This is a genomic window from Amycolatopsis sp. lyj-84, from assembly GCF_046549075.1.
GTDB lineage: Bacteria > Actinomycetota > Actinomycetes > Mycobacteriales > Pseudonocardiaceae > Amycolatopsis.
The window spans coordinates 619,408-639,775 of sequence record NZ_JAJPWO010000003.1 but is presented as its reverse complement, the minus strand read 5'-3'; the positions used below and the strand labels follow the sequence as shown (position 1 = coordinate 639,775).

Here is a 20,368-nt window from a genome sequence, read left to right as displayed (position 1 = left end):
ACACCCGGCCTCGTGAGATGGCCTTCGTGCGTGGAAGAGAATTTCGGACAACTCTTCGATATCTGGTCTAGACCACCCGATCGTCGGTAGCGCCACTCATGCACGGCGACCTATGTTGAGCCGAACGGCCGCTTCCTGTTCGTTCACAACCGCTTTCGAGATGGGAGCTGGGTATGTTCGGTCGCGTCTCACGGCTGCTCGCAATCACCGGCGCGGCGGTACTCGCCGTCACCACACTCGTCGTCCTGACCCCGGCGCAGGCCTCGGTGGACGCCGAAGTCTGCGCGGTCAAATCGAAGCCCGCGGGCAAGATCCTGCAGGGCTATTGGGAAAACTGGGACGGCGCCGCGAACGGCGTCCATCCGCCGATGGGCTGGATCCCGATCACCGACGCGCGGATCAAGGCCAACGGGTACAACGTGATCAACGCTGCCTTTCCGGTCATCCTGTCCGACGGAACGGCCAAATGGGAGGATGGGATGGACGCGACTGTGAAGGTCGCGACCCCGTCCGAAATGTGCGCCGCCAAGGACGCGGGCGCGACGATCCTGATGTCCATCGGCGGTGCCACCGCGGGCATCGACCTGAACTCGACGACGGTGGCGGACAAATTCGTCGCGACCATCGTGCCGATCCTGAAGAAGTACAACTTCGACGGGATCGACATCGACATCGAGACCGGCCTCGTGGGCAACGGGAACATCAGCACGCTTTCCGCGTCGCAGAAGAACCTCATCCGCATCATCGACGGCGTGCTCGCCGCGATGCCGCCGAACTTCGGGCTCACCATGGCACCCGAGACCGCCTACGTCACCGGCGGCAGCGTCGTCTACGGCTCGATCTGGGGCGCGTACCTGCCGATCATCAAGAAGTACGCGGACAACGGCAAGCTGTGGTGGCTGAACATGCAGTACTACAACGGAAGCATGTACGGCTGCTCCGGCGATTCGTACCAGGCGGGCACAGTTCAGGGCTTCGTCGCGCAGACGAACTGCCTCGACAAGGGCTTGGTGATCCAGGGCCAGACGATCCGCGTTCCTTACGACAAGCAGGCCCCGGGTCTGCCCGCTCAGGCCGGTGCCGGTGGCGGTTACATGTCGCCGAGCCTGGTTTCCCAGGCGTACCGCAGCATTCCGGCACTGAAGGGCCTGATGACCTGGTCGATCAACTGGGACGGCTCGCGGAACTGGACCTTCGGGAACAACGTGAGGTCACTGCAGGGCCGCTAAACAGCGCGAGCAGGTAGTGGGCCTCGTGAGTGGTAAGGACGGTTCTGGTGGACCGGTATTTGCCTAACCACTGGATCCTGATGTCATCTCGGCGAGCTTGTAGAGCTTGTTCTGGATGCCGATGTGGGCGAGTGGGGAGGATTTGAGACGTTCAACGTCCCAAATCCTCCCCACTCGGCTGCCGTCCGCGAGGTTGCGGGGTGACACGGTCTTGATCGACGGAGGATCGGAGACGTTGAGTGTCCCCGATCCTCCGTTGATCAAGCACCAAGACCGGAGCGACCCCTCGACGACGAAGGAATCGGGACGCTCAACGTCCCCATTCCTTCATCATCAAACATCCTCCGCTCTAACCGTCCCTACCACTCACGAGTCTCCGCGAGGGATCGGATCGTCGTACTCCCCCGACGGGCCCGAGTACTGCGTCCCGTCCGGATAGGGCCACGGATTCGGCGCGCAACCGTGCAGACCGAGGGTCTGCTGCTGCATCACCGGCGCGAGGGCGCCCGGCACGGGGCAGGTCTCGTGCCCGCGCCCGAGCCGGTGCCCCACCTCGTGCGTGACCATGTACTGGCGATAGACCGTCAGCGGCGCGCCATAACCGGGGACGCCGTTCGCCCAGCGCGCGACGTTGAGCACGACGCTGTTCCCGTTGCGGCAAGAGGTGTAGCCGTCCGGCCTGCCGCACAACACGTCGCGCGTCTTCGGCGTCGCGAGGTAGAGCGTGAAGTCGAACGGTCCGTCCGGGCCGACGCGTTGGAGCCGCCAACGTCCGCCGCCGGTCCAGCCGCGCGGATCGCTCAAAGTGGACTCGACGGCCTGGGCGAAACCGTCCGGGCTCACGCCGGCGACGTCGGCTTCGACGGCGACGCGGTACCGCAGCAGCCTTCCGGCCTGCCCGGCGACCGGACCTTCGCCGCCGGGGAAGAGCCACTGACCGGATCCCGCCGGCGGGAAGGCGATCGCGGCGGACGGCGGTGCCAGCACGGGCTTCGGCGAAGGAGTCGAAGACGGAACCGGAGCCGAAACGGCGGGCGCCGGGGTCACCACGGGAGGGGCGATCGAGTGAGCTTCGCAGCCGGCCACCACCAGGGCGCACACGACGACGGCCAGAGCCCGGCGCGCGGTCATCGGCCCTCCCTGAGGTCTTCGGTCACATATGGGGATACGTACCGGAGCCGCGAGAGGTTGTGGGACCACGCGCGCAACCTTGCAGCGCGTTCGGCCGTATCGTTCTCGGTCATGGGCGAGGAGGTCGGCGGACGACTGCGGCGGCTGCGCGCCGAACGCGGCCTCACCCAGCGCGAACTCGCCGAACCGCACTACACCGCCGCGTACGTCTCGTCCGTCGAAACGGGGGCGCGGACGCCGTCCGGCGACGCGTTGCGCCACTTCGCCGCGCGGCTCGGGGTGGACACCGGCGAACTGCTCGGCGTGACCTCGCCCCGCGACGACGTCCGGCTCGATCTGGACATCGCGGCGGCCGCGGCGGAGTTCCTCGCGGGGAACGGGTCGGCTCCCCAGATGCGGCGGCTGGCGCGGCGGGCGGAGAAGATCGGGCGCGACCGTCAGGCCGGACTCGCCTGGCTGTGGCTCGCGCGCTTCACCGAGGGCGACGCCCGGTCGCGGCTGGTGGCCGCCGCCGAAGGCGCCCTGGGAGACGACATCCCGCCGTACCGCGAAGTGGCCGCCGCGCTGCGGGCGAACGTCCTGATCGGCCGTGGCGAGCCGCACCACGCGATGCATCTGCTCCGGACGGCGCTCGACGCGAGCCTCGACCGCCATCCGCATCCGGTGCTCCTGCTGACCCTGCACGCGTACCTCGCCGACGGCAGGCTCCGCCTCGGCGAGACCGCCCAGGCCGCGCACCACGCGGGCGAGGCGCTGCGGTTGTCGCGCGGCGACGAGGAGATCCTGACCGAACTGACCGGGAACCAGCACCGGCTCGCCGAGACCTATCTCGCCGACGGACGGGTGGCCGACGCCGTCGCCGCCGTGTCGGTCCTGCACGACCTGCTCCACGAGCGCGCCCTGCGGCCGGTGCTGGCCCGGTGTCTGTTCGCGCGGGCGCTGGCCCGGCGTGCCGACGATCCCGAAGGCGCCCTCGCGGACCTTCGCGCGTCCCGAGCGGCCGTGCCCGATCACGCCGTCACCTTGGAACTCGCCGACGTCTGCCGCGATCTCGGCCGTCTCGACGACGCCGCCGCACTGCTCGCCGAAGCGGCCGAAGCCATCCCGGCGGACTCACCGCACTCCGCGTCACTCACGTTCCAGCAGGGCTCGCTGGCCCTGGCTCGCGGAGACCTCGAATCAGCCGAAGCGGGCTTCGCGCACGCCATCGACGTCGCCGCCCTCCGCGACGCCCGCGGCGTCCTGGCTGCTTCAATCGACAAGGCGGGAGAACTGCTTCGCGACCAGGGGCGCTCAGAAGAGGCCGCAGATCTGTTGCGGCGGGGACTCCTCCTGCTCGGCGCCGAGGAGGACGTTCCGAAATGACCGAAGTGGACCTGGAAGACGTCGGCGCCCGGTTGGCGAGCCGATTCGGCCCGGACGCCGAAGGGTGGCTCGCCGAGGTTCCGGCCCTCGCCGCGCGACTGGCCTCGCGGTGGGGCTTCGAGCTCGGCGAGTTGTTCGAAAGCGGAGCGTCGTCCGTCGTCCTGCGGTGCCGCTGGTCCGACGGGACCCCGGCGGTGCTCAAGCTCAGCCCGGACGGGGCACTGCTGGCCAAACAGGTCGAAATGCTGCGCGTGTTCGCGCCCTCGGGCCGGGTTCCCACCGTGCTGGCCGCCGACGCGGACGCCGGCGCGATGGTGCTGGAGGAGATCCAACCGGGCACCCCGGCCGAAGACCTGCCGGCGGAGACCTTGCCGCGTCTATGGGGTGATCTGCTCACCTCGCTGCACGCCGTGGCCCCGCCCGCGGGCTGGCCGTCGAGTCTGCGCGGCCGGTTCGAGGAGTCCTTCGCCCGGATCGGCAAGAGGCTGGCCGAACCGGCCATCAACGCCCGGATCGGCCAGGACACCTGGCAACGCGCGATCGACCGTTGTGCGGCGCTGCTGGACACCCAGACAGGCGTCGTACTGCTCCACGGCGATCTGCACCTCGGCAACGCCCTGGACGGCGGCCCGTCGCGCGGCCTGATCGCGATCGATCCGAAGGCGTGCGTGGGCGACCCGTGCTTCGACGCCGTGGACTACGTCGTGTCCGGCGCCGAGCACGAAGGGGTCGAGGCCCGGTGTCACGTGGTGGCGGACGCCTGCGGTCTCGACGGAGACAGGCTCTACGCCTGGAGCCGGGTGGTCGCGCCCATGTTCGCCATCTCGTTCCTCACCTACGGCGGTGCGGAGCGGGCGATCGACGAGCTGCTCGCCCTGGCTAGCTGAGGAACTCGCGCAGTACCGCGGCGACCCGCCGGATCTCGCCCGCCCGCACGTTCTCCTGCCGCGTGTGCGCCAGCGTCGGGTCGCCGGGGCCGAAGTTCACCGCCGGAATCCCGAGAGCCGCGAAGCGCGCGACGTCGGTCCAGCCCAGCTTCGCGACCGCCTTGCCGCCTGCCGCGGCGACCAGCTCGGCCGCGGCGGGGGCACTCAGACCAGGCAACGCTCCTGGCGACAAGTCGACAACTTTGACGTCATAGCCCTCGAAGACCTCGCGAAGGTGCGCCTCCGCGGCTTCGGCACTGCGGTCGGGGGCGAACCGGTGGTTGATCGTGAGCACGGCCTCGTCCGGCACGACGTTGCCCGCGACACCGCCGCCGATCTTCGTGGCCTGCAGGCCTTCGCGGTAGGTCAGGCCGTCGATGTCGACCACGCGCGGCGTGTACTCGGCCAGCCTGCGCAGCGGTTCGGCGAGGCCGTGGATCGCGTTGACGCCCATCCAGCCGCGCGCGGTGTGCGCTCGTACGCCTTCGACGCGGATCTCGATCCGCATCGTGCCCTGACAGCCACCCTCGATACCGCCGTTCGACGGCTCGCCGAGGATCGCGAGATCGGCGTGCAGCCACTCGGGCCGCTCGCGCTCGATACGGCCGAGACCGTTCTTCGTCGCTTCGATCTCTTCGCAGTCGTAGAACACGAAGGTGACGTCGTGCTTCGGCTCGCGCAGGGCAGCCGCGAGGTGCAGGAAGACGGCGTCGCCGCTCTTCATGTCGACGGTGCCCAGACCGTGCAGGACCTCGTCGTCACCGGTCCCCTCACGGCGCACCGGCATGTTCTCGTTGACCGGCACGGTGTCGAGATGCCCGGCCAGCAGCACCCGCGAAGGGCGGCCGAGGTTCGTGCGGGCGAGGACCGCGTCACCGTTGCGGATCACCTCGAGATGCGGGGCCTGCGTTTCCAGCGCGGCCTGCACGGCGTCCGCGACGACCTTCTCCTCTTCCGAGACGCTGAAGATGTCCACCAGCGCGGCGGTGAGGTCGACGGGGTCCGCGTGCAGATCGAGCGAAGGCATGCCAGCACCGTACCGGCGGAGCCGCAGGGCTACCGTGAAAGGTGTGCGCATGAGAACGATCTTGGTCGCCCTGCTCCTGGTGGTCAGCGGCTGCGGGGCGAACGAGGTCCCGGTCACCGTGAAGCCCACCCGCAGCACCGGGCCGGACGTGCTGCCGATCAAGCTCAAGGCGCTGACCACGGACCGGTGCTACCTGGCGCCGGGAACCGAATCGCCCAAGGGCTGCCAGAAGTACGTCACCGAACTCTCCGGCGCGGCGGGCAACGTCCGCAAGCGCAGGCCGGACCTGGTGCCGAACGCCGAGGCGCTCGACCGGCCGATCTCCGTCTTCCGCACCACGAACTGCCAGGACCAGGCGGCGCCCGGCGGGCCGTGCACCCAGGCGCTCACCGACATGTCGGCGGCGCTGACCACGGTGCAGAGCCTCGTCGGCGGTTGACGCAGGTCACTGGGTTACCGTTCAGGGCGTGAGCGAGCAGACCCCTGATCCCGAAACGACCGGCGCCACCGGCGTCGGACTGGCCACCGTCACCAGCGACGGGACGGTGCTGGACACCTGGTTCCCGCTGCCCAAGCTGACCAGCGGCACCGAGGGCAAGGCCGGCACGGTCCGGCTGACCGCCGAAGAGGCCACCGAGGCCCTCGGCGAGGCCGCCGCCGCCCAGCTCGGCCCGGACACCGATCGCGGTGTCGAGGTCGTCGCGGTCCGCACGACCATCGCCCGTCTCGCCGACGCCCCCGGCGACACGCACGACGTCTACCTGCGCCTTCACCTGCTGTCGCACCGGCTGGTCCGGCCGCACGGCGCGAGCCTGGACGGCATCTTCGGCCTTCTGGCGAACGTCGTGTGGACCAACCACGGGCCGTGCCCCGTCGAGGGCTTCGAGGCGACCCGGCTGCGGCTGCGGGCACGCGGCAACGTCACCGTCTACAGCGTGGACAAGTTCCCGCGGATGGTGGACTACGTCGTGCCCACCGGCGTCCGCATCGGCGACGCCGACCGCGCGCGTCTCGGCGCGCACCTGGCCAACGGCACCACGGTCATGCACGAGGGCTTCGTCAACTTCAACGCCGGCACGCTCGGCGCCTCGATGGTCGAAGGCCGCATCTCGGCGGGCGTCGTCGTCGGTGACGGCTCCGACGTCGGCGGCGGCGCGTCGATCATGGGCACGCTGTCCGGCGGCGGCAAGGAGACCATCTCGATCGGCGAGCGCTGCCTGATCGGCGCGAACGGCGGCGTCGGCATCTCGCTCGGCGACGACTCGGTCGTCGAGGCGGGCCTGTACGTCACCGCGGGCACGAAGGTGAGCTTCGAGGGCAAGGTCGTGAAGGCACTGGAGCTGTCCGGCATCTCGGGCGCGGTGTTCCGGCGGAACTCCGGGACCGGCGCCGTCGAGGTCGTCGCGCGCACCGGCGTCGGCATCGAGCTGAACGCGGCCCTGCACGCCAACTGACCTGCGGTCGCGCGTGACATGAAAGGCCCGTTACTTGCAAATTTTGCAAGTAACGGGCCTTTCATAGCGTCCGGTGCCGCTCTCACGGCCTGGACCACCTTGCCGGTTCACCTAGAATTCATCTTGTGACAGCCGAGACCCTGCCGCGCAAGAACGTCCCTTCGACCACTCCGGCCGCGCTCGGGCTCGGCGACCGTCCCGCGAAAGCCGGGCCGGACGATCCGGCGGCCACCCACGTCCGGGTCAAACTCGACGTCGAGATCCGCGCGCTCCTCGCGCACGAGCCCGGCACCAAATCCGGCGCCGACCCCGAAGACCTGCACCAGATGCGGGTCGCGCTGCGCCGGATGCGGAGCGTCCTCAAACTCTCGGGCCGCCTCGTCGGCCCGGACGCCGAGCCCGTCCGCGCCGAACTCGGCTGGCTCGGCCAGTCGCTCGGCGACGTCCGCGACTTCGACGTCCTGATCGGACATCTCCGCGAGGTCGTCGCCGAGTTCGAGGTGCGCGACCAGCCCGCCGCGCGCCGCCTGGTTTCGAAGTTCGTCACCGACCGCGGGGTCGCGAAACGGCGGCTCACCCGCGCGCTCGCCAGCCCCCGGTACGCCTCGATGCTGCAGGACATCGGCCGTCTCGCCCGGCAGCCCGCCGCCGAGGAACCCACGTCCGAGGCCGCTCCCACGTCGGCCGACCTGGTCGCCGGTCTCGCGAAGCCGCATCGAAAGCTCGCGAAGGCCGTGAAGGCGCTTCCCTCCAACCCGCCGGATGACGACCTTCACGCGCTTCGCATCTACGGCAAGAAGCTGCGCTACGCAGCCGAGATGGCGAAGCCGGCCGCGAAGAAGAAGCAGGCGGCGAGGATCCAGCAGCTGATCAAGGCGACGAAGGACCTTCAGACCGTTCTCGGTGACCACCAGGACGCCTGTATCGCGGCCGATCGCATGCGCGACGTGGTGAGTTCGGTCGATTCCGAAGTCGCCTTCATCGCGGGCCGGGTCGCGGAGAAGGAGTTGCTGCGCCGGGCCGAGGTCCGTGCCGTGTGGCGCGATGTCTGGGCGGGGGTCGACGCCGCCGCTCAGGCGGTGAGCCCGCGGATGTAGCCGTCCGGGCGGATCAGCACCTGCCGCCCGTTCCCGGCTTCGTACGCGGCGAAGGCGTGCCCGCCGACGTCCTCGAAGTCCTCGTCGGACAGCGTGCTGCCCGCGGGAAGGATCCGGCGCGCCCCTTCGGGAGCGGGACCGTCGCCGAACACCAGCACCGTCGCCCGCGGGCCGCGCAGCAGCTCGAACAGCCGGACGGGCTTGCCGTTCGCGTCCTTCAGCGGCGCGTCCGGCGCGCGGTCACCGGGCCGGATCCGGCCGGTCGCCTCCGGCGCGAGCGGGCCGCCGCGGTAGCCGATGTCGAGCTGGCGGGTGTTCTCGCCGCGCTCGAAGGCGTCGTCCGCGCCCTCGGTGTACTTCTCGAGGATCTCCGTGCTGATCTTCAGTACCCGCGCCGCGACCCCGCGCCGCTCGGGCTCGTAGCTATCGAGCAGCTCGCGCGCCCCGTCGGCGAGTTTCCAGCCCAGGTTGTACGCGTCCTGCACGCCGGTGTTGAGCCCCTGCCCGCCGGTGGGCGGGTGGGCGTGCGCGGCGTCGCCCGCGAGGAACACGCGGCCCTCCCGGAACCGCTCGGCCAGCCGGATGTTCGGCCGCCACACCGTCGACCAGGTCAGATCGTGCAGGCGGACCCCGCCGCCGGACAGCGCGTCGAGGTGGGCCTGCAGCGTGCCCAGTGACGCCTCGACCTCCTCCTCGCCGAGCGGCGCGCCGAACTGGAAGTGCGGGACGCCGGGCAGCGGTGTGAGCACGATCCCCGCCAGCGGGTCCTCGGGCTTCGCGAACCAGTGCCCGTACGCGCGATCGAGGCCCTCGGCCTGGACATCGCCCAGCAACATGCGGATCGATTCGTCGGTGGTGCCCTCGAACGCGATGCCGAGCGCCTTGCGCACGAAGCTCTTACCGCCGTCCGCGCCGACGAGGTAGTCGACCCGGATCCGCTCGCCCGGCAGTTCCGCGGTCACGCCATCGGCGTCCTGCTCGAAGCCGGTCAGCGGGGTACCGAGCTCGACCCGGACCCCGAACTCGGCGAGCCGGTCCCGCAGGATCCCCTCGGTCCGCGACTGGCCGAGGAAGTAGCTGTTCGGATAGGGCACGTCCGGGGTCGGCTCGGTGAGCTCGGCCATCATCCGCTCTCCGACGACCTCACCGCCCAGGTGGATCTTCAGGGGCACCGGCGCCTGCCCGGCGGCCAGCACCGCGTCCAGGACGCCGAGGTCTTCGAAGACCTCCAGCGTGCGCGGCTGCAGACCATCGCCGCGTGAACCCTCGAAAAACGTCTCGGCCTTCTCCACGATCCGCACGTCGACACCGCGGCGCGCGAGGTCGATGGCCAGCGTGAGCCCGGTCGGCCCCGCCCCCGCGATCAGTACCTTCATCATCCCACCCTCCAGTGAATTGCGATTCAGTGAATCTTGATTCACTATGACCGTTGCTAGCCTTCCGTGTCAAGGAGGTGCCGATGACGGCGACGAGCCGCAAGGAGAAGGCGGCAGAGACCGAGGCCGCGCTCAAGGACGCGGCGAAGCGCGTTTTCGCGGCGAAGGGGTACCTGAACACCAAGATCACCGACATCACGGCGGAAGCCGGACGCGCGGCGGGGTCGTTCTACAACCACTTCGCGGGCAAGGAAGAGCTGCTCGAAGCGCTCCTCGCGGACCTCGCGGCGGCGAGCGACGTCAACGCGTCCCTGCCGGAGCACAAAGCCGACTTCACCGACCCGGACGCGGTCCGCTGGCACGTCCGTGAGTACTGGAACTTCCATCGGGACAACGCCGCGACGATGCTCGCCCTGCGCCAGGCCGCCATGGTCAGCGACGACTTCGCGCGCACCTTCGCGCGGTTCGGCGCCCAGCAGGCGGCCGACATCCTCGACCACCTCGGGTACATCACCGCGGCGGGGATGGAACTCCCGGCGTCGGAACGGCTTTCGCTCGCGATGATGGCCGAACTGGTCAACGGCTTCGCGCACACGTGGCTGCTCGACCCTTCATCGGCTTCCGAAGAGGAAGCCATCGAGGCGCTCACGCGGTTCATCTACCGGGGGTTCACCGGCCGCGACGCGGTCTGAGTGCCCCCACCCTCCAGTGCTATGAAAGGCCCGTTACTTGCAAAATTTGCAAGTAACGGGCCTTTCATAGCACGCCGCGAGGCGCACCAACCCCGCCCGACTCAGGCGGTGAGCCGCTCCGCGGCAGCGTCGATCCGCTCGTCCGTCGCCGTCAAGGCGATCCGGACGTGCCGGCCGCCCGTCGGCCCGTAGAACGTGCCCGGCGCGGCGAGGATGCCGCGATCGGCGAGCCAGTCGACCGTGTCGAGCGCGGATTCCCCGCGCGTCGACCAGAGATAGAGCCCCGCCTCCGAGTGCGAGATCTCGAAACCGCTGTCCAGCAACGCCTTCCGCAGCACCAGTCGACGGCGCGCATAGCGTTCCCGTTGGACGGCAAGGGCTTCGTCGTCCTTCAGCGCGGCGACCATGGCCTCCTGCACCGGACGCGGCACGATCAGCCCGGAGTGCTTGCGGATCTCCAGCAGGCCGGCGACGAGTTTCGGGTCGCCGGTGACGAATCCGGCGCGATAGCTGGCGAGGTTCGCGGACTTCGACAGCGAGTGGACGGCCAGCAGACCGTCGAGCGAGCCGCCGTGCACGGACGGGTGCAGGATCGACACGGGCTCGTTTTCCCAGCCCAGCGCCAGATAACACTCGTCGGAGACCACGACGACGTCGCGTTCCCGCGCCCATTCGACCACCTTGCGCAGGTGATCGACACCGAGCACACGCCCGGTCGGGTTCGACGGCGAGTTCAGCCACAGCATCGACGGCCGCTGCGGGCCGAGCGCGAAGGTGCTGTCCGCGCGAAGCAGGGAAGCACCCGCCATCAGCACGCCGACCTCGTACGTCGGGTACGCCACCTCGGGAATGACAACGAGGTCACCCCGGCCGAAGCCCAGTTGCCGAGGCAGCGAAGCGACCAGTTCCTTGGAACCGATCGTCGGCAGTACGGCCGCTTCGGGAACGCCCTCGACGCCGTGTCGCCGCGAAAGCGCTTCGATCGCGGCGACCCTCAGCTCGGGGACGCCGTGCGTGGTCGGATACCCCGGGATCTCCGAAACGGACGCGAGCGCCGCGCGGATGCTCTCGGGGACCGGGTCCACCGGCGTGCCGATCGACAGGTCGACGATGCCACCGGGATGCGCCTGGGCCTTCGTCTTGGCTTCGGCGAGGGAGTCCCAGGGAAAATCAGGAAGGACGACCCGGCTCATTCGCCCTGCGGGGGAAGAGCCTTGATGAAGGCGGGGTCGTGGCTGGTCTTGCCGACCTTCGAAGCACCACCGGGCGAGCCGAGTTCGTCGAAGAAGTCGACGTTGGCCTTGGTGTAGTCGTTCCACTCGTCGGGGACGTCGTCCTCGTAGTAGATCGCCTCGACGGGGCAAACCGGCTCGCAGGCACCGCAGTCGACGCATTCGTCCGGGTGGATGTACAGCATGCGGTCACCCTCGTAGATGCAGTCCACGGGGCACTCGTCGATACACGCCTTGTCGAGCACGTCGACGCAGGGCTCGGCGATCACGTAGGTCACTGCGCACTCCTGCTTTATCTCTGCTTCACCAGTCTGCAACGGACATTACGCGCCCACGGGCGCGACCGGCCCGCTTAGGCCACCCTTATCCGTACCCCGGGTATGGGCTTTCAGCGGTCTTTCCGGCGAGGCGGCGGAGTGGCCCTGCTGTCCCCAGTGATGACGAACTTCGGCGCGGCGGGTTTCGCCTTTTCGGCGTCCGCCTTCTCGACGGCGTTCTCCGAGCCCAAAGCCCGGTTGAAGCCGTCGGAGATCTCGCGGACCAGGTCTTCGTTGTGCCGGTCGTCCTTGCGCGCGATGCTCATCGGGTTCCTCCCACTGCCTTCCTTGTCACAATCTAACCGTGAACACTGCGGAAATGCTCGAGCTCGCCTGCAGCCAGGCCTGGACGCCCCTGCTGGAGAGCCGGATCGGCGACTGGAGGCTGCGCTGGGCGGACGGGTTCACCGCCCGGGCGAACAGTGCCCTGGCGATCGGTGACCCGGGAAAACCCCTGCCAGAGGCCCTGCGGGCGGTCTGTGACTTCGCGCACGATCATGCCATCCCGCCCGTCGTGCAGGTGATCCAGAACACGTCCATCGAAGACGAAATTGCCGCGAACGGCTGGGTCCAGTATGTGGAACACCGCCCCGCGCACGAGGTTCGCCTGATGACGGGCCCGCTCTCGCGCGGGACCTCGGCGGGAGCGGTGGTTTTGGACGAGCCGACGCCCGGATGGTGGGAACTGACGACCGGCGGCGCGGAGCCGGCGGACGGGCCGCGGCACGTTCTCGGCACCGGCAAGATCGGCTTCGGGGTCGTGGAGCTGGACGGCGTCACGGCCGGGGCGGTGCGCGGCGCGATCGTCGGCGAGTGGCTGCACGTCGCCCGGCTGGAGGTCCGGGAGGAGTTCCGGCGGCGGGGGCTGGCACGCGGGCTGATGAACGCCGTGGGCGCCTGGGCCGCCGGTCAGGGCGCGAACGGGATGCTGCTGCAGGTCGCGGTGGCGAACTCCGGCGCGCTGAAACTCTACGAAGACCTGGGCTGTACGGAGCACCACAGGTACCGCTACTGGGCCCCGGGGCCGGACGCGTGCGAGGATCGCCCGTCGTGAAGGTCGTCATTTTGGTCGGCGGAGTGGGCGGGGCCCGCTTCCTGCTGGGGGTCAAGCAAGCACTGGGTCTGCCCGCGATCGGTTCCGCCCCGGAATCGCCGCACGAGGTGACCGCGCTGGTGAACACCGGGGACGACGTGTGGATGCACGGTCTGCGCATCTGCCCGGACCTGGACACCTGCATGTACACCCTCGGCGGGGGGATCGACAAAGAGCGCGGATGGGGCCACTCCGGCGAGACCTGGACCGTCAAGGAGGAGCTCGCCGAGTACGGCGCCGAGCCGACCTGGTTCGGTTTGGGCGACAAGGACATCGCGACGCATCTGATCCGCTCGCGGATGCTGCGCGCCGGCTATCCGCTCTCGCAGGTCACCGAGGCGTTGTGCGACCGCTGGCAGCCGGGCGTGCGCCTGCTGCCGATGTCGGACGACCGCGTCGAAACGCATGTCGTGATCGACGACCCCGAAGATCCGGACCAGCGCAAGGCCATCCACTTCCAGGAGTGGTGGGTGCGCTATCGCGCCGAGCCGAAGGCGCACTCGATCATCGCCGTCGGCGCCGACGAGGCCAAACCGGCGCCGGGCGTGCTCGACGCGATCGCGGGCGCCGACCTCGTGCTGTTCGCGCCGTCCAACCCGGTGGTGTCGGTGGGCACGACCCTCGGCGTCCCGGGAATCCGCGACGCACTGCGGAAGACGCGCGCCAAGGTCGTCGGCATCTCGCCGATCATCGGCGGGAAGGCGTTGCGCGGTATGGCCGACGCGTGCCTGAGCGCGATCGGCGTGGAGACCTCGGCCGAGGCCGTCGGGCGGCACTACGGCTCCCGCAAGGAATCCGCGGAGGGTGTGCTCGACGGCTGGCTGGTCGCCGAGGGCGAGACCGTGGACGTGCCGGGAGTCGCCGTTCGCGACGTCCCGCTGCTGATGTCCGATGTGGACGCGACCGAGGCGATGGTGCGCGCCGCTTTCGAGCTGGCCGGAGTGTCCGTTGACTGACCACGCTTCCGCGAAGATCGAGATCCTGCCGGTCGAAGGCCTCCCGGAGTTCCGCCCCGGTGACGACCTGACCGGGGCCTTCGTCGGCGCGGCCCCGTGGCTGCGCTCCGGCGACGTCCTGGTCGTGACGAGCAAGATCGTCTCCAAGGTCGAGGGCATGCTCATCCGCGTCCCGGCCGACCCCGAAGAGCGTGACGCCGCCCGGCGCAAACTCGTCGAGGACGAGTCCGTCCGCGTGATCGCGCGGATCAACCGGACGGTGATCACCGAAAACCGGCTCGGCATCGTGCAGGCCGCGTCCGGGGTCGACGCGTCGAACGTGGCCTCGGGCGAGGTCGCGCTGCTGCCGTCCGATCCGGACGCCTCCGCGCTCGCACTGCGGAACGGCTTGCGCGAACGGCTGGGCGTCGAGATCGCCGTCGTGGTCACCGACACGATGGGCCGCGCGTGGCGGGTCGGGCAGACCGACGCCGCGATCGGCTCGTCCGGCCTGCGGGTGCTGCATTCGTACGCGGGCGAGATCGACGGCCAGGGCAACGAACTCGCGGTCACCGAGGTGGCGATCGCCGACGAACTCGCCGCCGCGGCGGATCTGGTCAAGGGCAAACTCGGCGGGACACCGGCCGCCGTCGTCCGCGGGCTGCGCCTGACCGACGACGGGTCCACCGCCCGCAAGCTGATCCGCCCGGTCGAAGAGGACCTGTTCCGGCTCGGCACCAACGAAGCCCTCGCGCAGGGCCGCCGGGAAGCGGTGCTCGCGCGCCGCTCGATCCGGACGTTCACCGACGAGCCGGTCGATCCCGAGGTGCTGCGCCGCGCGGTCGGGACCGCGCTGACAGCCCCCGCGCCGCACCACACGAAGCCGGTCCGGTTCGTGTGGCTGCGCGAGGAAGGCTTGCGCCACAAGCTTCTCGACGCGATGAAGGCGTCTTGGCAGGCCGATCTCGAAGGCGACGACTTCACCCCCGAGCAGGTCGCGAAACGCCTCAGCCGCGGCGACATCCTGTACAACGCGCCCGAGGTCGTGGTGCCGTTCCTCGTCGCCGAGGGCGCGCACACCTACCGCGACGACCGGCGGAACGCCTGCGAGCACACGATGTTCACCGTCGCCGGTGGCGCCGCGGTGCAGGGCCTGCTGGTCGCACTCGCCGCCGAAGACCTCGGCTCGTGCTGGATCGGGTCGACCATCTTCGCCGCCGACCTCGTCCGCGAGATCCTCGGCCTGGACGCGCGCTGGGAACCGCTCGGCGCGGTCGCGATCGGGCACCCCGCCGCCCTGCCGCCGGCGCGCGGCCCCGTCGAACCCGGTGAAGGACTTCTCGAACTGTGACCCTGCACGAAGACACCGTGTCCACTTTGTCCCGTTGGCGACCGGCGGACGCCGCGCAGGAATCCTTGCGCCAGGCCTATTTGGGCTTCCTCGCCGCCCGCGACGACGTCTGCCGCCGCGAATGCGCGGCCGGGCACATCACCGCGTCGGCCGTCCTTCTCGACGCCGACGCGGAGAACGTCCTCCTCACACTGCACCCGCGGGTCGGGCGCTGGCTTCAGCTCGGCGGACACTGCGAGCCGGAGGACACCACGCTCGCCGCGGCCGCTTTACGTGAGGCACGCGAGGAATCCGGGATCGACGACCTGGTGATCGACCCGGTCCCGGTGCACCTCGACGTCCACCCGATCACCTGCTCGCTCGGCGTGCCGACCCGGCATTTCGACGTCCGTTTCGCGGTGCGCGCACCCCGGGACGCACAACCGGTCCAAAGCGACGAATCGGACGATCTTCGTTGGTGGCCGGTGAATTCCCTGCCGAAAGGGTCGGAAGATCTCGCCGAACTGGTGGAAGCGGCCCTCCCCGCGACGTCCGGCCGTTAGGGTGTCGGCTGACGTTCAAAAGGGGGAATGATGCTGACGACGCTGACGCCATACCTGGACCGGGTCCGGGTCCACAGCAGCGGGGACGGTGACGGCGCCGGCTGGGTCCTGCTGATCTTGGCGATCATCATTATCATCATCGTGGTCGTGGTGATCATCGTGAAGGTCAACCAGGCGAAGAAGCCGCCGATGACCTTCCCGCAGAACCCGAACTTCGGCGGTGGCGGCCCGGCTCCGGGCTTCCCGCCCCCTCCGCCGCCCGCCGGTGGCCCCGCCCCGCAGGGCAACTGGCAGCAGCCCGGCTTCCCGCCGCCTCAGCCCGGTTACGGCCAGGCTCCCGGCTTCCCGCCGCCCCCGGCCCCCGCTCCGATGGGTTTCGCGCCGCCACACGGCGCCCCCGGCCCCTTCGGCGCGCCCGGTATGTCGCAGCCGCCGATGCCGCAGCCTTCAATGCCGCAGCCTTCGATGTCCCAGCCCGGTTTCCCGCCGCCGCCTCCGCAGGCCGGGCCGCCGGTCGACGGCAGCGCCGACCGCACGCAGGTCGTGTCCCGGCAGCAGCAGGCGGACGCCGGCGCCGATCGCACGCAGGTCGTCGCACCCGCGGGCGGGGACCGGACGCAGGTGGTGCCCGGCGGCGGGGGCGACGCCACCCAGGTCGTCCCCGGTGGCGACCGGACCCAGGTCCTCCCGCCCCGCCAGTAACCCGAGCAGGGAGAAGAACCGCATGGTCAGGGTCGACCCGAACTCCTCGGTCCCGCCCTTCGAGCAGGTGCGCACCGCCTACGCGACGCGGATCAACGACGGCTCGCTGCCCGTCGGGGCGAAACTCCCGACCGTGCGGAAACTGGCCGAGGACCTCGGCATCGCCCCGAACACAGTCGCCAAGGCCTATCGCGAACTCGAAGAAGCGGGCCTGATCGAGACCCGTGGCCGGGCGGGCACTTTCGTCAGCGCCGTCGGCGACGAGACCCGCGAACGGGCCAGGCAGGCGGCCGCCGACTACGCCGCGCTGACCAGGAAACTGGGCCTCGACCGTGACGAGGCGAAGGCGATCGTCGACGCGGCCCTGGGCTGATCTACCGAGAAGCAAGGCCCTCGACCCACGCCACATCAAGATGCACGACAAGCCGAAGCCGTTGCAGCCTCCGCCCGGTTGGTGATCGCCGGACCGGTTAACCTCGGGACATGGTCTTCCTTCTCGTACTCATGGTCGGTTTCCTGGTCGTGGCCGGGATCGGGGTCGGCGTCTACTTCCTGGTGAAGTCGAACAGCAAGCAGCCGCCCGCGCTCCCCCACCACCAGTACCCGCAGCAGCAGCCGCAGTACCCGAGCCAGCAGCAGCCCTACCCGCCGCAGGGCTGGGGCAACTGAGTCACATCGCGCGGTAGTCGCGGAGTTCGATCTTCGGCCCGAACCTCGGACGGCGGAATCCCGCCGTCGACAGGTAGCGCACCGCGCGCTGGCGCTGCGGCGAATACGGCGCCAGCACCTCGGACATCCCGGCGTCGTCGAGTTTCGTGCCGACGAGCGCGTGCCCGACCATCGACGGGATGTTGTAGTCGCCGAAGCTCACCGCGTCCGGGTCTCCCCAGGCGCGCTGCGCGATCTCCGACGCGGTCCAGACGCCGATGCCGGGCACCTTCCGCAGCCAGGCCCGGCCTTCGGCACCCTTGAGTTCGACGGCCTTCTCCAGGCGAGGCGCCACGCGGGCCGCGGTGATCAGCGTCGTCCGCCGTTTCAGGTCCACCCCGGCGCGATGCCATTTCCAGTCCACAATGGAGCGGATGGCGACGGGCGTCGGCGGCACGCGCAACCGTGACGGCCCCGGCCCTGGCGCCTGTTCCCCGAACCAGCGGCACAGTTCGCTCCACGACCGCAGTGCCTCCGTGCTGGTCACCTTCTGTTCCAGCACGGCGAGCACCAGCGCGTCCCACACCCTGCCCGTCGAGCCGAGGCGCAATCCCGGATTGAGGCGGCGCGCCGACGCGACGACATCGTGGTGCGCGACGAATTCGGAGTCGTCGTCCTGCGCGCCCAGCATCGCCGGGACACCGTCGAGCAGCCTGTCCGCGCCGGGGCCCCAGGCCTCCGCCTCGATCTCGCCGTCCGCGCGCCGCAGCAGCGCGAGCGTGCCCGCACCATCCGCGGTGCTGGCGGCCAGCCAGGTGACCCCGCCCTCGGTGCGGACGACGTTGGGCGAGCGCGACCCACGGCTCAACGGACCCAGCACCGTGTCCAGGTCGAGTTCGAAGCCGGGGCGGAACAGCACACGGTGAAACTACCCGGCACTCGGCTAGGGTTGTCCGAGCCACCCGAACCGTAAGCCGATGGAGGACACCGACGATGACCGAGCGACCGGCGAAGGCCTCGATCGTCAGCGGGTACTTCAACCCGCTCCACCAGGGCCACCTCGACCTGTTCGAGGACGCGCAAGCGCGGTCCGGCTACCTGATCGTCATCGTGAACAACGATCACCAGCAAGTGCTCAAAAAGGGCAGGGTGATCCAGACCGAGGACATCCGGGCCAGGATCGTCCGCGCGCTGCGCATCGTCGACGACGTGTACGTCGCCGTCGAGCAGGGGCCGGGCATCAACGAATCGTTCGACCTGATCCGGGCGGCGTACCCGGACACGGAGCTCGAGTTCTGCAACGGCGGCGACAGGCGCAGCGTCGACGAGCTTCCCGCCGACGAGATCGAGGCGGGCGCCCGCAACAACATCGCGCTGCTCTACGGCATCGGCGGCACGGACAAGGCCGACTCCAGCACCCGGATCCTGTCGGACATGGAAGCCTGAGCTCTCCGCGGCCCGCCAGGTGCTCGCCAACATTTGTCGGAAGACGTTTGCGGGTCTGCTGACGGCGGCCGCTCCTAGGGCCTACCCTGAACACAACACAGTCGGCCCTGAACCCAGAGGGCCCCAGGTCAGTCGGGAGGCCTAGGGGAATGGACCCCCGTGCTCGGGCGGACGCCTTGCTCGCACGCGCCAGCGCGCGTGGAGCCTTCGTCGTGACACCGGACAACGCGACGTCGCCGATGGACTCCGCGAACACCCAGCAGATCCCCCGATCGGTGGTCGCCGAAATCGACCGTTCATCGGACCCGGACACGACCACCCAGCTACCGGCCTCGCTGATCGCGGAAAACGATCACCCGCTGGCGGGGCCCGAACCGACGACGCGGATGGACCTGCCGCCGGCGCGGGGCGAGGGCTCGACGCAGCCCCAGCCGTACCCGCGCCGTCCCGGCATGCAGCCGACCAGGCCCTTGCCGCAGGCGACGACCCCGCTCACCCGGCGGCCGCCCGCCGCGCCGGTGAGGAGCCCCCTGATCGAGCACCCGGAACCGGAGACCGCCGAGAACGAGGTCGGCGGCCTGGTCCCGACGGTGAAGCAGAACCCTTCGGGGCGTTCGAACCTTTCGCGCCGGCTGGACGGCATCTAGCCCCTCGCGCGCGCTATGAAAGTCCCCTTCATTGCAAATTTTGCAATGAAGGGGACTTTCATAGCATTCAGGGACCCACCACATCAGCCAGCCCGGATCACCCGATCGATCTCCTGGATCGCCGCGCCCCCGCCGTACGTGGCGTTCGACAACATGGCGACATCCAGCCCCTCACCCGGATAGTGCCGCGCGAGCGAGCAGACGCCGGCGTTGCCGCCGTCCTTGTAGTAGTTCCACACCGAGCCGTCCTGCTCCAGGACGAATTCGAGACCGAAGCCGTACCAGACACCCTTGCTGTGGAGCACCTGCGGCGTGAGGAACTCCTTCGTGCGCTCCGGCGACAGGAGTCGTTCTTCGCGGATCGCCCGCAGGAACAGGACGAGGTCGCCGACGGTGCAGTAGGCACCCCCATCGGGTGAACCGATCGGCGGGTAGCTGAAGATGTTCTGCTTCCACCCGGTGACCACGTCGCCGTCGAAGATCTCGTCCCAGCCCTCGGCGACCCTCGGCTGCGGATCGCGCCGGTCGAAGAAACCCGACTCGGCCATTCCCGCGCGGTCGAGCACGGTTTCCTGGACATACTCGCGATAGGGCCCGCCGACGATCGCCTCGATCACCAGACCGGCGAGGACGTATCCCGAATTGCAGTACCGGCAGCCCTCGCCGGGCGCGAAGTTCGCTGCCCGGTAAGCGAAATTGGGCAGGTGGTCGCGCGTGTTCACGACCGAGTACACCGGCTTGTCGACCCACAGCGCCTCGTAGCTCTCGCCCGCCTCTTCGTCGGCGTCGTCGGCGATGCCGGAAGTGTGCGTGAGCAGTTGCCGCGTCGTCGCCCCGGTCGCGATCGCCGTTCCGGTGAGATCGATGATCTCGCCGATCGGACGGTCGAGGTCCAGCCGCCCCTGCTCGACCAGCTGCAAGGCGGCGATCGCGGTGATGACCTTGGTGATCGACGCGGTGTCGTACCGGATGTCGGGCGCGTTCGGCACCGACCAGCGACGGCTGGCCAAGCCGTATCCGCGCTCGAACAGCGTCTCGTCGCCGCGGCGGATCAGCACGACCCCGGAGAAGCGATCCTCACCGGCACGTTCGGTCAACCAGGCGTCCAACTCGGCGAAATCCATGCACCGACGGTAACGACGGCGGGTTCGCGAGTCG

At 69.6% G+C, this 20,368-nt stretch carries 24 protein-coding genes; 16 read left to right on the top strand and 8 right to left on the bottom strand.

The window, feature by feature from the left end; genetic code table 11:
• Positions 1–173: 173 nt before the first annotated feature.
• Positions 174–1,229, top strand: a complete 1,056-nt coding sequence (locus ACLJRM_RS13295; RefSeq protein ID WP_101612453.1) for a chitinase — start codon at positions 174–176, stop codon at positions 1,227–1,229.
• A 366-nt stretch (positions 1,230–1,595) separates the two neighbouring features.
• On the opposite strand, the gene ACLJRM_RS13290 is transcribed toward ACLJRM_RS13295, so the two are convergent.
• On the bottom strand, positions 1,596–2,360 hold the full coding sequence (locus tag ACLJRM_RS13290) for a DUF3152 domain-containing protein (RefSeq protein WP_101612452.1): 765 nt from the start codon (positions 2,358–2,360) through the stop codon (positions 1,596–1,598).
• A gap of 111 nt (positions 2,361–2,471) precedes the next feature.
• Between ACLJRM_RS13290 and ACLJRM_RS13285 the strand changes: the two genes are divergently transcribed.
• Both ACLJRM_RS13285 and ACLJRM_RS13280 read left to right on the top strand, forming a co-directional pair.
• The gene (locus ACLJRM_RS13285; protein WP_410663106.1) at positions 2,472–3,725 is read left to right on the top strand and encodes a helix-turn-helix domain-containing protein; all 1,254 of its coding nucleotides are present in this window, start codon (positions 2,472–2,474) and stop codon (positions 3,723–3,725) included.
• Positions 3,722–4,612 (top strand): aminoglycoside phosphotransferase family protein, encoded by an 891-nt coding sequence (locus tag ACLJRM_RS13280; RefSeq protein WP_410663105.1) that lies wholly within the window; start codon positions 3,722–3,724, stop codon positions 4,610–4,612. The genes ACLJRM_RS13285 and ACLJRM_RS13280 overlap by 4 nt, the downstream gene beginning before the upstream one ends.
• On the opposite strand, the gene dapE is transcribed toward ACLJRM_RS13280, so the two are convergent.
• The gene (dapE, locus tag ACLJRM_RS13275) at positions 4,605–5,678 is read right to left on the bottom strand and encodes a succinyl-diaminopimelate desuccinylase (RefSeq protein WP_410663104.1); all 1,074 of its coding nucleotides are present in this window, start codon (positions 5,676–5,678) and stop codon (positions 4,605–4,607) included. The genes ACLJRM_RS13280 and dapE overlap by 8 nt on opposite strands.
• A gap of 49 nt (positions 5,679–5,727) precedes the next feature.
• Here dapE and ACLJRM_RS13270 point away from each other — a divergent pair, with 49 nt between their 5' ends.
• From ACLJRM_RS13270 to ACLJRM_RS13260, 3 genes are all read left to right on the top strand, one after another.
• Positions 5,728–6,117 carry a hypothetical protein gene (locus tag ACLJRM_RS13270; RefSeq protein WP_233223099.1) on the top strand — a complete coding sequence of 130 codons (390 nt, stop codon included), beginning with the start codon at positions 5,728–5,730 and terminating at the stop codon, positions 6,115–6,117.
• 28 nt (positions 6,118–6,145) lie between these two features.
• Entirely contained in the window at positions 6,146–7,132 is a 987-nt protein-coding gene (gene dapD / locus ACLJRM_RS13265; protein ID WP_101612447.1) for a 2,3,4,5-tetrahydropyridine-2,6-dicarboxylate N-succinyltransferase, read from the top strand.
• A gap of 125 nt (positions 7,133–7,257) precedes the next feature.
• Entirely contained in the window at positions 7,258–8,229 is a 972-nt protein-coding gene (locus ACLJRM_RS13260) for a CHAD domain-containing protein (RefSeq protein WP_410663103.1), read from the top strand.
• On the opposite strand, the gene ACLJRM_RS13255 is transcribed toward ACLJRM_RS13260, so the two are convergent.
• Complete coding sequence (locus tag ACLJRM_RS13255) at positions 8,205–9,608, bottom strand: FAD-dependent monooxygenase (protein ID WP_410663102.1); 1,404 nt, start codon at positions 9,606–9,608, stop codon at positions 8,205–8,207. The genes ACLJRM_RS13260 and ACLJRM_RS13255 overlap by 25 nt on opposite strands.
• An 80-nt stretch (positions 9,609–9,688) precedes the next feature.
• On the opposite strand from ACLJRM_RS13255, the gene ACLJRM_RS13250 reads away from it, so the two are divergent.
• A complete protein-coding gene (locus ACLJRM_RS13250; protein WP_101612444.1) occupies positions 9,689–10,297 on the top strand; it encodes a TetR/AcrR family transcriptional regulator in 609 nt (202 codons plus the stop codon).
• Between the two features lie 101 nt (positions 10,298–10,398).
• Here the strand turns inward: ACLJRM_RS13250 and dapC are convergent, their stop codons facing one another.
• The 3 genes from dapC to ACLJRM_RS13235 form a co-directional block, all read right to left on the bottom strand.
• Entirely contained in the window at positions 10,399–11,490 is a 1,092-nt protein-coding gene (gene dapC, locus ACLJRM_RS13245; RefSeq protein WP_410663101.1) for a succinyldiaminopimelate transaminase, read from the bottom strand.
• Positions 11,487–11,807 (bottom strand): ferredoxin, encoded by a 321-nt coding sequence (gene fdxA / locus ACLJRM_RS13240; protein ID WP_016331413.1) that lies wholly within the window; start codon positions 11,805–11,807, stop codon positions 11,487–11,489. Before fdxA ends, dapC begins: the two co-directional genes overlap by 4 nt.
• A gap of 110 nt (positions 11,808–11,917) precedes the next feature.
• A complete protein-coding gene (locus ACLJRM_RS13235; RefSeq protein ID WP_101612442.1) occupies positions 11,918–12,112 on the bottom strand; it encodes a hypothetical protein in 195 nt (64 codons plus the stop codon).
• Positions 12,113–12,165: 53 nt separating this feature from the next.
• Here ACLJRM_RS13235 and ACLJRM_RS13230 point away from each other — a divergent pair, with 53 nt between their 5' ends.
• From ACLJRM_RS13230 to ACLJRM_RS13200, 7 genes are all read left to right on the top strand, one after another.
• Complete coding sequence (locus ACLJRM_RS13230; RefSeq protein ID WP_410663190.1) at positions 12,166–12,900, top strand: GNAT family N-acetyltransferase; 735 nt, start codon at positions 12,166–12,168, stop codon at positions 12,898–12,900.
• On the top strand, positions 12,897–13,895 hold the full coding sequence (cofD, locus tag ACLJRM_RS13225) for a 2-phospho-L-lactate transferase (RefSeq protein WP_410605469.1): 999 nt from the start codon (positions 12,897–12,899) through the stop codon (positions 13,893–13,895). The genes ACLJRM_RS13230 and cofD overlap by 4 nt, the downstream gene beginning before the upstream one ends.
• Positions 13,888–15,225, top strand: coding sequence for a coenzyme F420-0:L-glutamate ligase (locus tag ACLJRM_RS13220; RefSeq protein WP_410663100.1), 1,338 nt, complete (start codon positions 13,888–13,890; stop codon positions 15,223–15,225). The genes cofD and ACLJRM_RS13220 overlap by 8 nt, the downstream gene beginning before the upstream one ends.
• Complete coding sequence (locus ACLJRM_RS13215) at positions 15,222–15,767, top strand: NUDIX hydrolase (RefSeq protein ID WP_101612438.1); 546 nt, start codon at positions 15,222–15,224, stop codon at positions 15,765–15,767. Before ACLJRM_RS13220 ends, ACLJRM_RS13215 begins: the two co-directional genes overlap by 4 nt.
• A 30-nt stretch (positions 15,768–15,797) precedes the next feature.
• Positions 15,798–16,469 (top strand): hypothetical protein, encoded by a 672-nt coding sequence (locus ACLJRM_RS13210; RefSeq protein WP_410663099.1) that lies wholly within the window; start codon positions 15,798–15,800, stop codon positions 16,467–16,469.
• A gap of 22 nt (positions 16,470–16,491) precedes the next feature.
• Complete coding sequence (locus ACLJRM_RS13205; RefSeq protein ID WP_101612436.1) at positions 16,492–16,842, top strand: GntR family transcriptional regulator; 351 nt, start codon at positions 16,492–16,494, stop codon at positions 16,840–16,842.
• A gap of 110 nt (positions 16,843–16,952) precedes the next feature.
• The gene (locus tag ACLJRM_RS13200; RefSeq protein ID WP_101612435.1) at positions 16,953–17,138 is read left to right on the top strand and encodes a hypothetical protein; all 186 of its coding nucleotides are present in this window, start codon (positions 16,953–16,955) and stop codon (positions 17,136–17,138) included.
• A gap of 1 nt (position 17,139) precedes the next feature.
• Here ACLJRM_RS13200 and ACLJRM_RS13195 read toward each other — a convergent pair whose 3' ends face one another.
• A complete protein-coding gene (locus tag ACLJRM_RS13195; RefSeq protein ID WP_410663098.1) occupies positions 17,140–18,036 on the bottom strand; it encodes a DNA-3-methyladenine glycosylase family protein in 897 nt (298 codons plus the stop codon).
• A 74-nt stretch (positions 18,037–18,110) separates the two neighbouring features.
• Here ACLJRM_RS13195 and ACLJRM_RS13190 point away from each other — a divergent pair, with 74 nt between their 5' ends.
• Together ACLJRM_RS13190 and ACLJRM_RS13185 are read left to right on the top strand one after the other, a co-directional pair.
• On the top strand, positions 18,111–18,563 hold the full coding sequence (locus ACLJRM_RS13190) for an adenylyltransferase/cytidyltransferase family protein (RefSeq protein ID WP_020633630.1): 453 nt from the start codon (positions 18,111–18,113) through the stop codon (positions 18,561–18,563).
• Between the two features lie 149 nt (positions 18,564–18,712).
• Positions 18,713–19,210: a hypothetical protein gene (locus ACLJRM_RS13185; RefSeq protein WP_168214497.1), complete on the top strand. Its 498-nt coding sequence runs from the start codon at positions 18,713–18,715 to the stop codon at positions 19,208–19,210.
• An 83-nt stretch (positions 19,211–19,293) separates the two neighbouring features.
• Here the strand turns inward: ACLJRM_RS13185 and ACLJRM_RS13180 are convergent, their stop codons facing one another.
• Positions 19,294–20,334: a serine hydrolase domain-containing protein gene (locus ACLJRM_RS13180; protein ID WP_410663097.1), complete on the bottom strand. Its 1,041-nt coding sequence runs from the start codon at positions 20,332–20,334 to the stop codon at positions 19,294–19,296.
• Positions 20,335–20,368 lie beyond the last annotated feature (34 nt).

Bases quoted from the DNA above. Each gene is read 5' to 3' on its own strand.
- ACLJRM_RS13230 (WP_410663190.1), top strand. From the start codon at position 12,166: ATGCTCGAGCTCGCCTGCAGCCAGGCCTGGACGCCCCTGCTGGAGAGC.
- ACLJRM_RS13190 (WP_020633630.1), top strand. From the start codon at position 18,111: ATGACCGAGCGACCGGCGAAGGCCTCGATCGTCAGCGGGTACTTCAAC.
- ACLJRM_RS13180 (WP_410663097.1), bottom strand. From the start codon at position 20,334: ATGGATTTCGCCGAGTTGGACGCCTGGTTGACCGAACGTGCCGGTGAG.
- ACLJRM_RS13250 (WP_101612444.1), top strand. From the start codon at position 9,689: ATGACGGCGACGAGCCGCAAGGAGAAGGCGGCAGAGACCGAGGCCGCG.
- ACLJRM_RS13280 (WP_410663105.1), top strand. From the start codon at position 3,722: ATGACCGAAGTGGACCTGGAAGACGTCGGCGCCCGGTTGGCGAGCCGA.
- dapC (WP_410663101.1), bottom strand. From the start codon at position 11,490: ATGAGCCGGGTCGTCCTTCCTGATTTTCCCTGGGACTCCCTCGCCGAA.
- ACLJRM_RS13210 (WP_410663099.1), top strand. From the start codon at position 15,798: ATGCTGACGACGCTGACGCCATACCTGGACCGGGTCCGGGTCCACAGC.
- ACLJRM_RS13270 (WP_233223099.1), top strand. From the start codon at position 5,728: ATGAGAACGATCTTGGTCGCCCTGCTCCTGGTGGTCAGCGGCTGCGGG.
- ACLJRM_RS13290 (WP_101612452.1), bottom strand. From the start codon at position 2,360: ATGACCGCGCGCCGGGCTCTGGCCGTCGTCGTGTGCGCCCTGGTGGTG.
- ACLJRM_RS13235 (WP_101612442.1), bottom strand. From the start codon at position 12,112: ATGAGCATCGCGCGCAAGGACGACCGGCACAACGAAGACCTGGTCCGC.
- ACLJRM_RS13255 (WP_410663102.1), bottom strand. From the start codon at position 9,608: ATGATGAAGGTACTGATCGCGGGGGCGGGGCCGACCGGGCTCACGCTG.
- dapE (WP_410663104.1), bottom strand. From the start codon at position 5,678: ATGCCTTCGCTCGATCTGCACGCGGACCCCGTCGACCTCACCGCCGCG.
- ACLJRM_RS13185 (WP_168214497.1), top strand. From the start codon at position 18,713: ATGGACCCCCGTGCTCGGGCGGACGCCTTGCTCGCACGCGCCAGCGCG.
- ACLJRM_RS13205 (WP_101612436.1), top strand. From the start codon at position 16,492: ATGGTCAGGGTCGACCCGAACTCCTCGGTCCCGCCCTTCGAGCAGGTG.
- ACLJRM_RS13200 (WP_101612435.1), top strand. From the start codon at position 16,953: ATGGTCTTCCTTCTCGTACTCATGGTCGGTTTCCTGGTCGTGGCCGGG.
- ACLJRM_RS13295 (WP_101612453.1), top strand. From the start codon at position 174: ATGTTCGGTCGCGTCTCACGGCTGCTCGCAATCACCGGCGCGGCGGTA.
- ACLJRM_RS13285 (WP_410663106.1), top strand. From the start codon at position 2,472: ATGGGCGAGGAGGTCGGCGGACGACTGCGGCGGCTGCGCGCCGAACGC.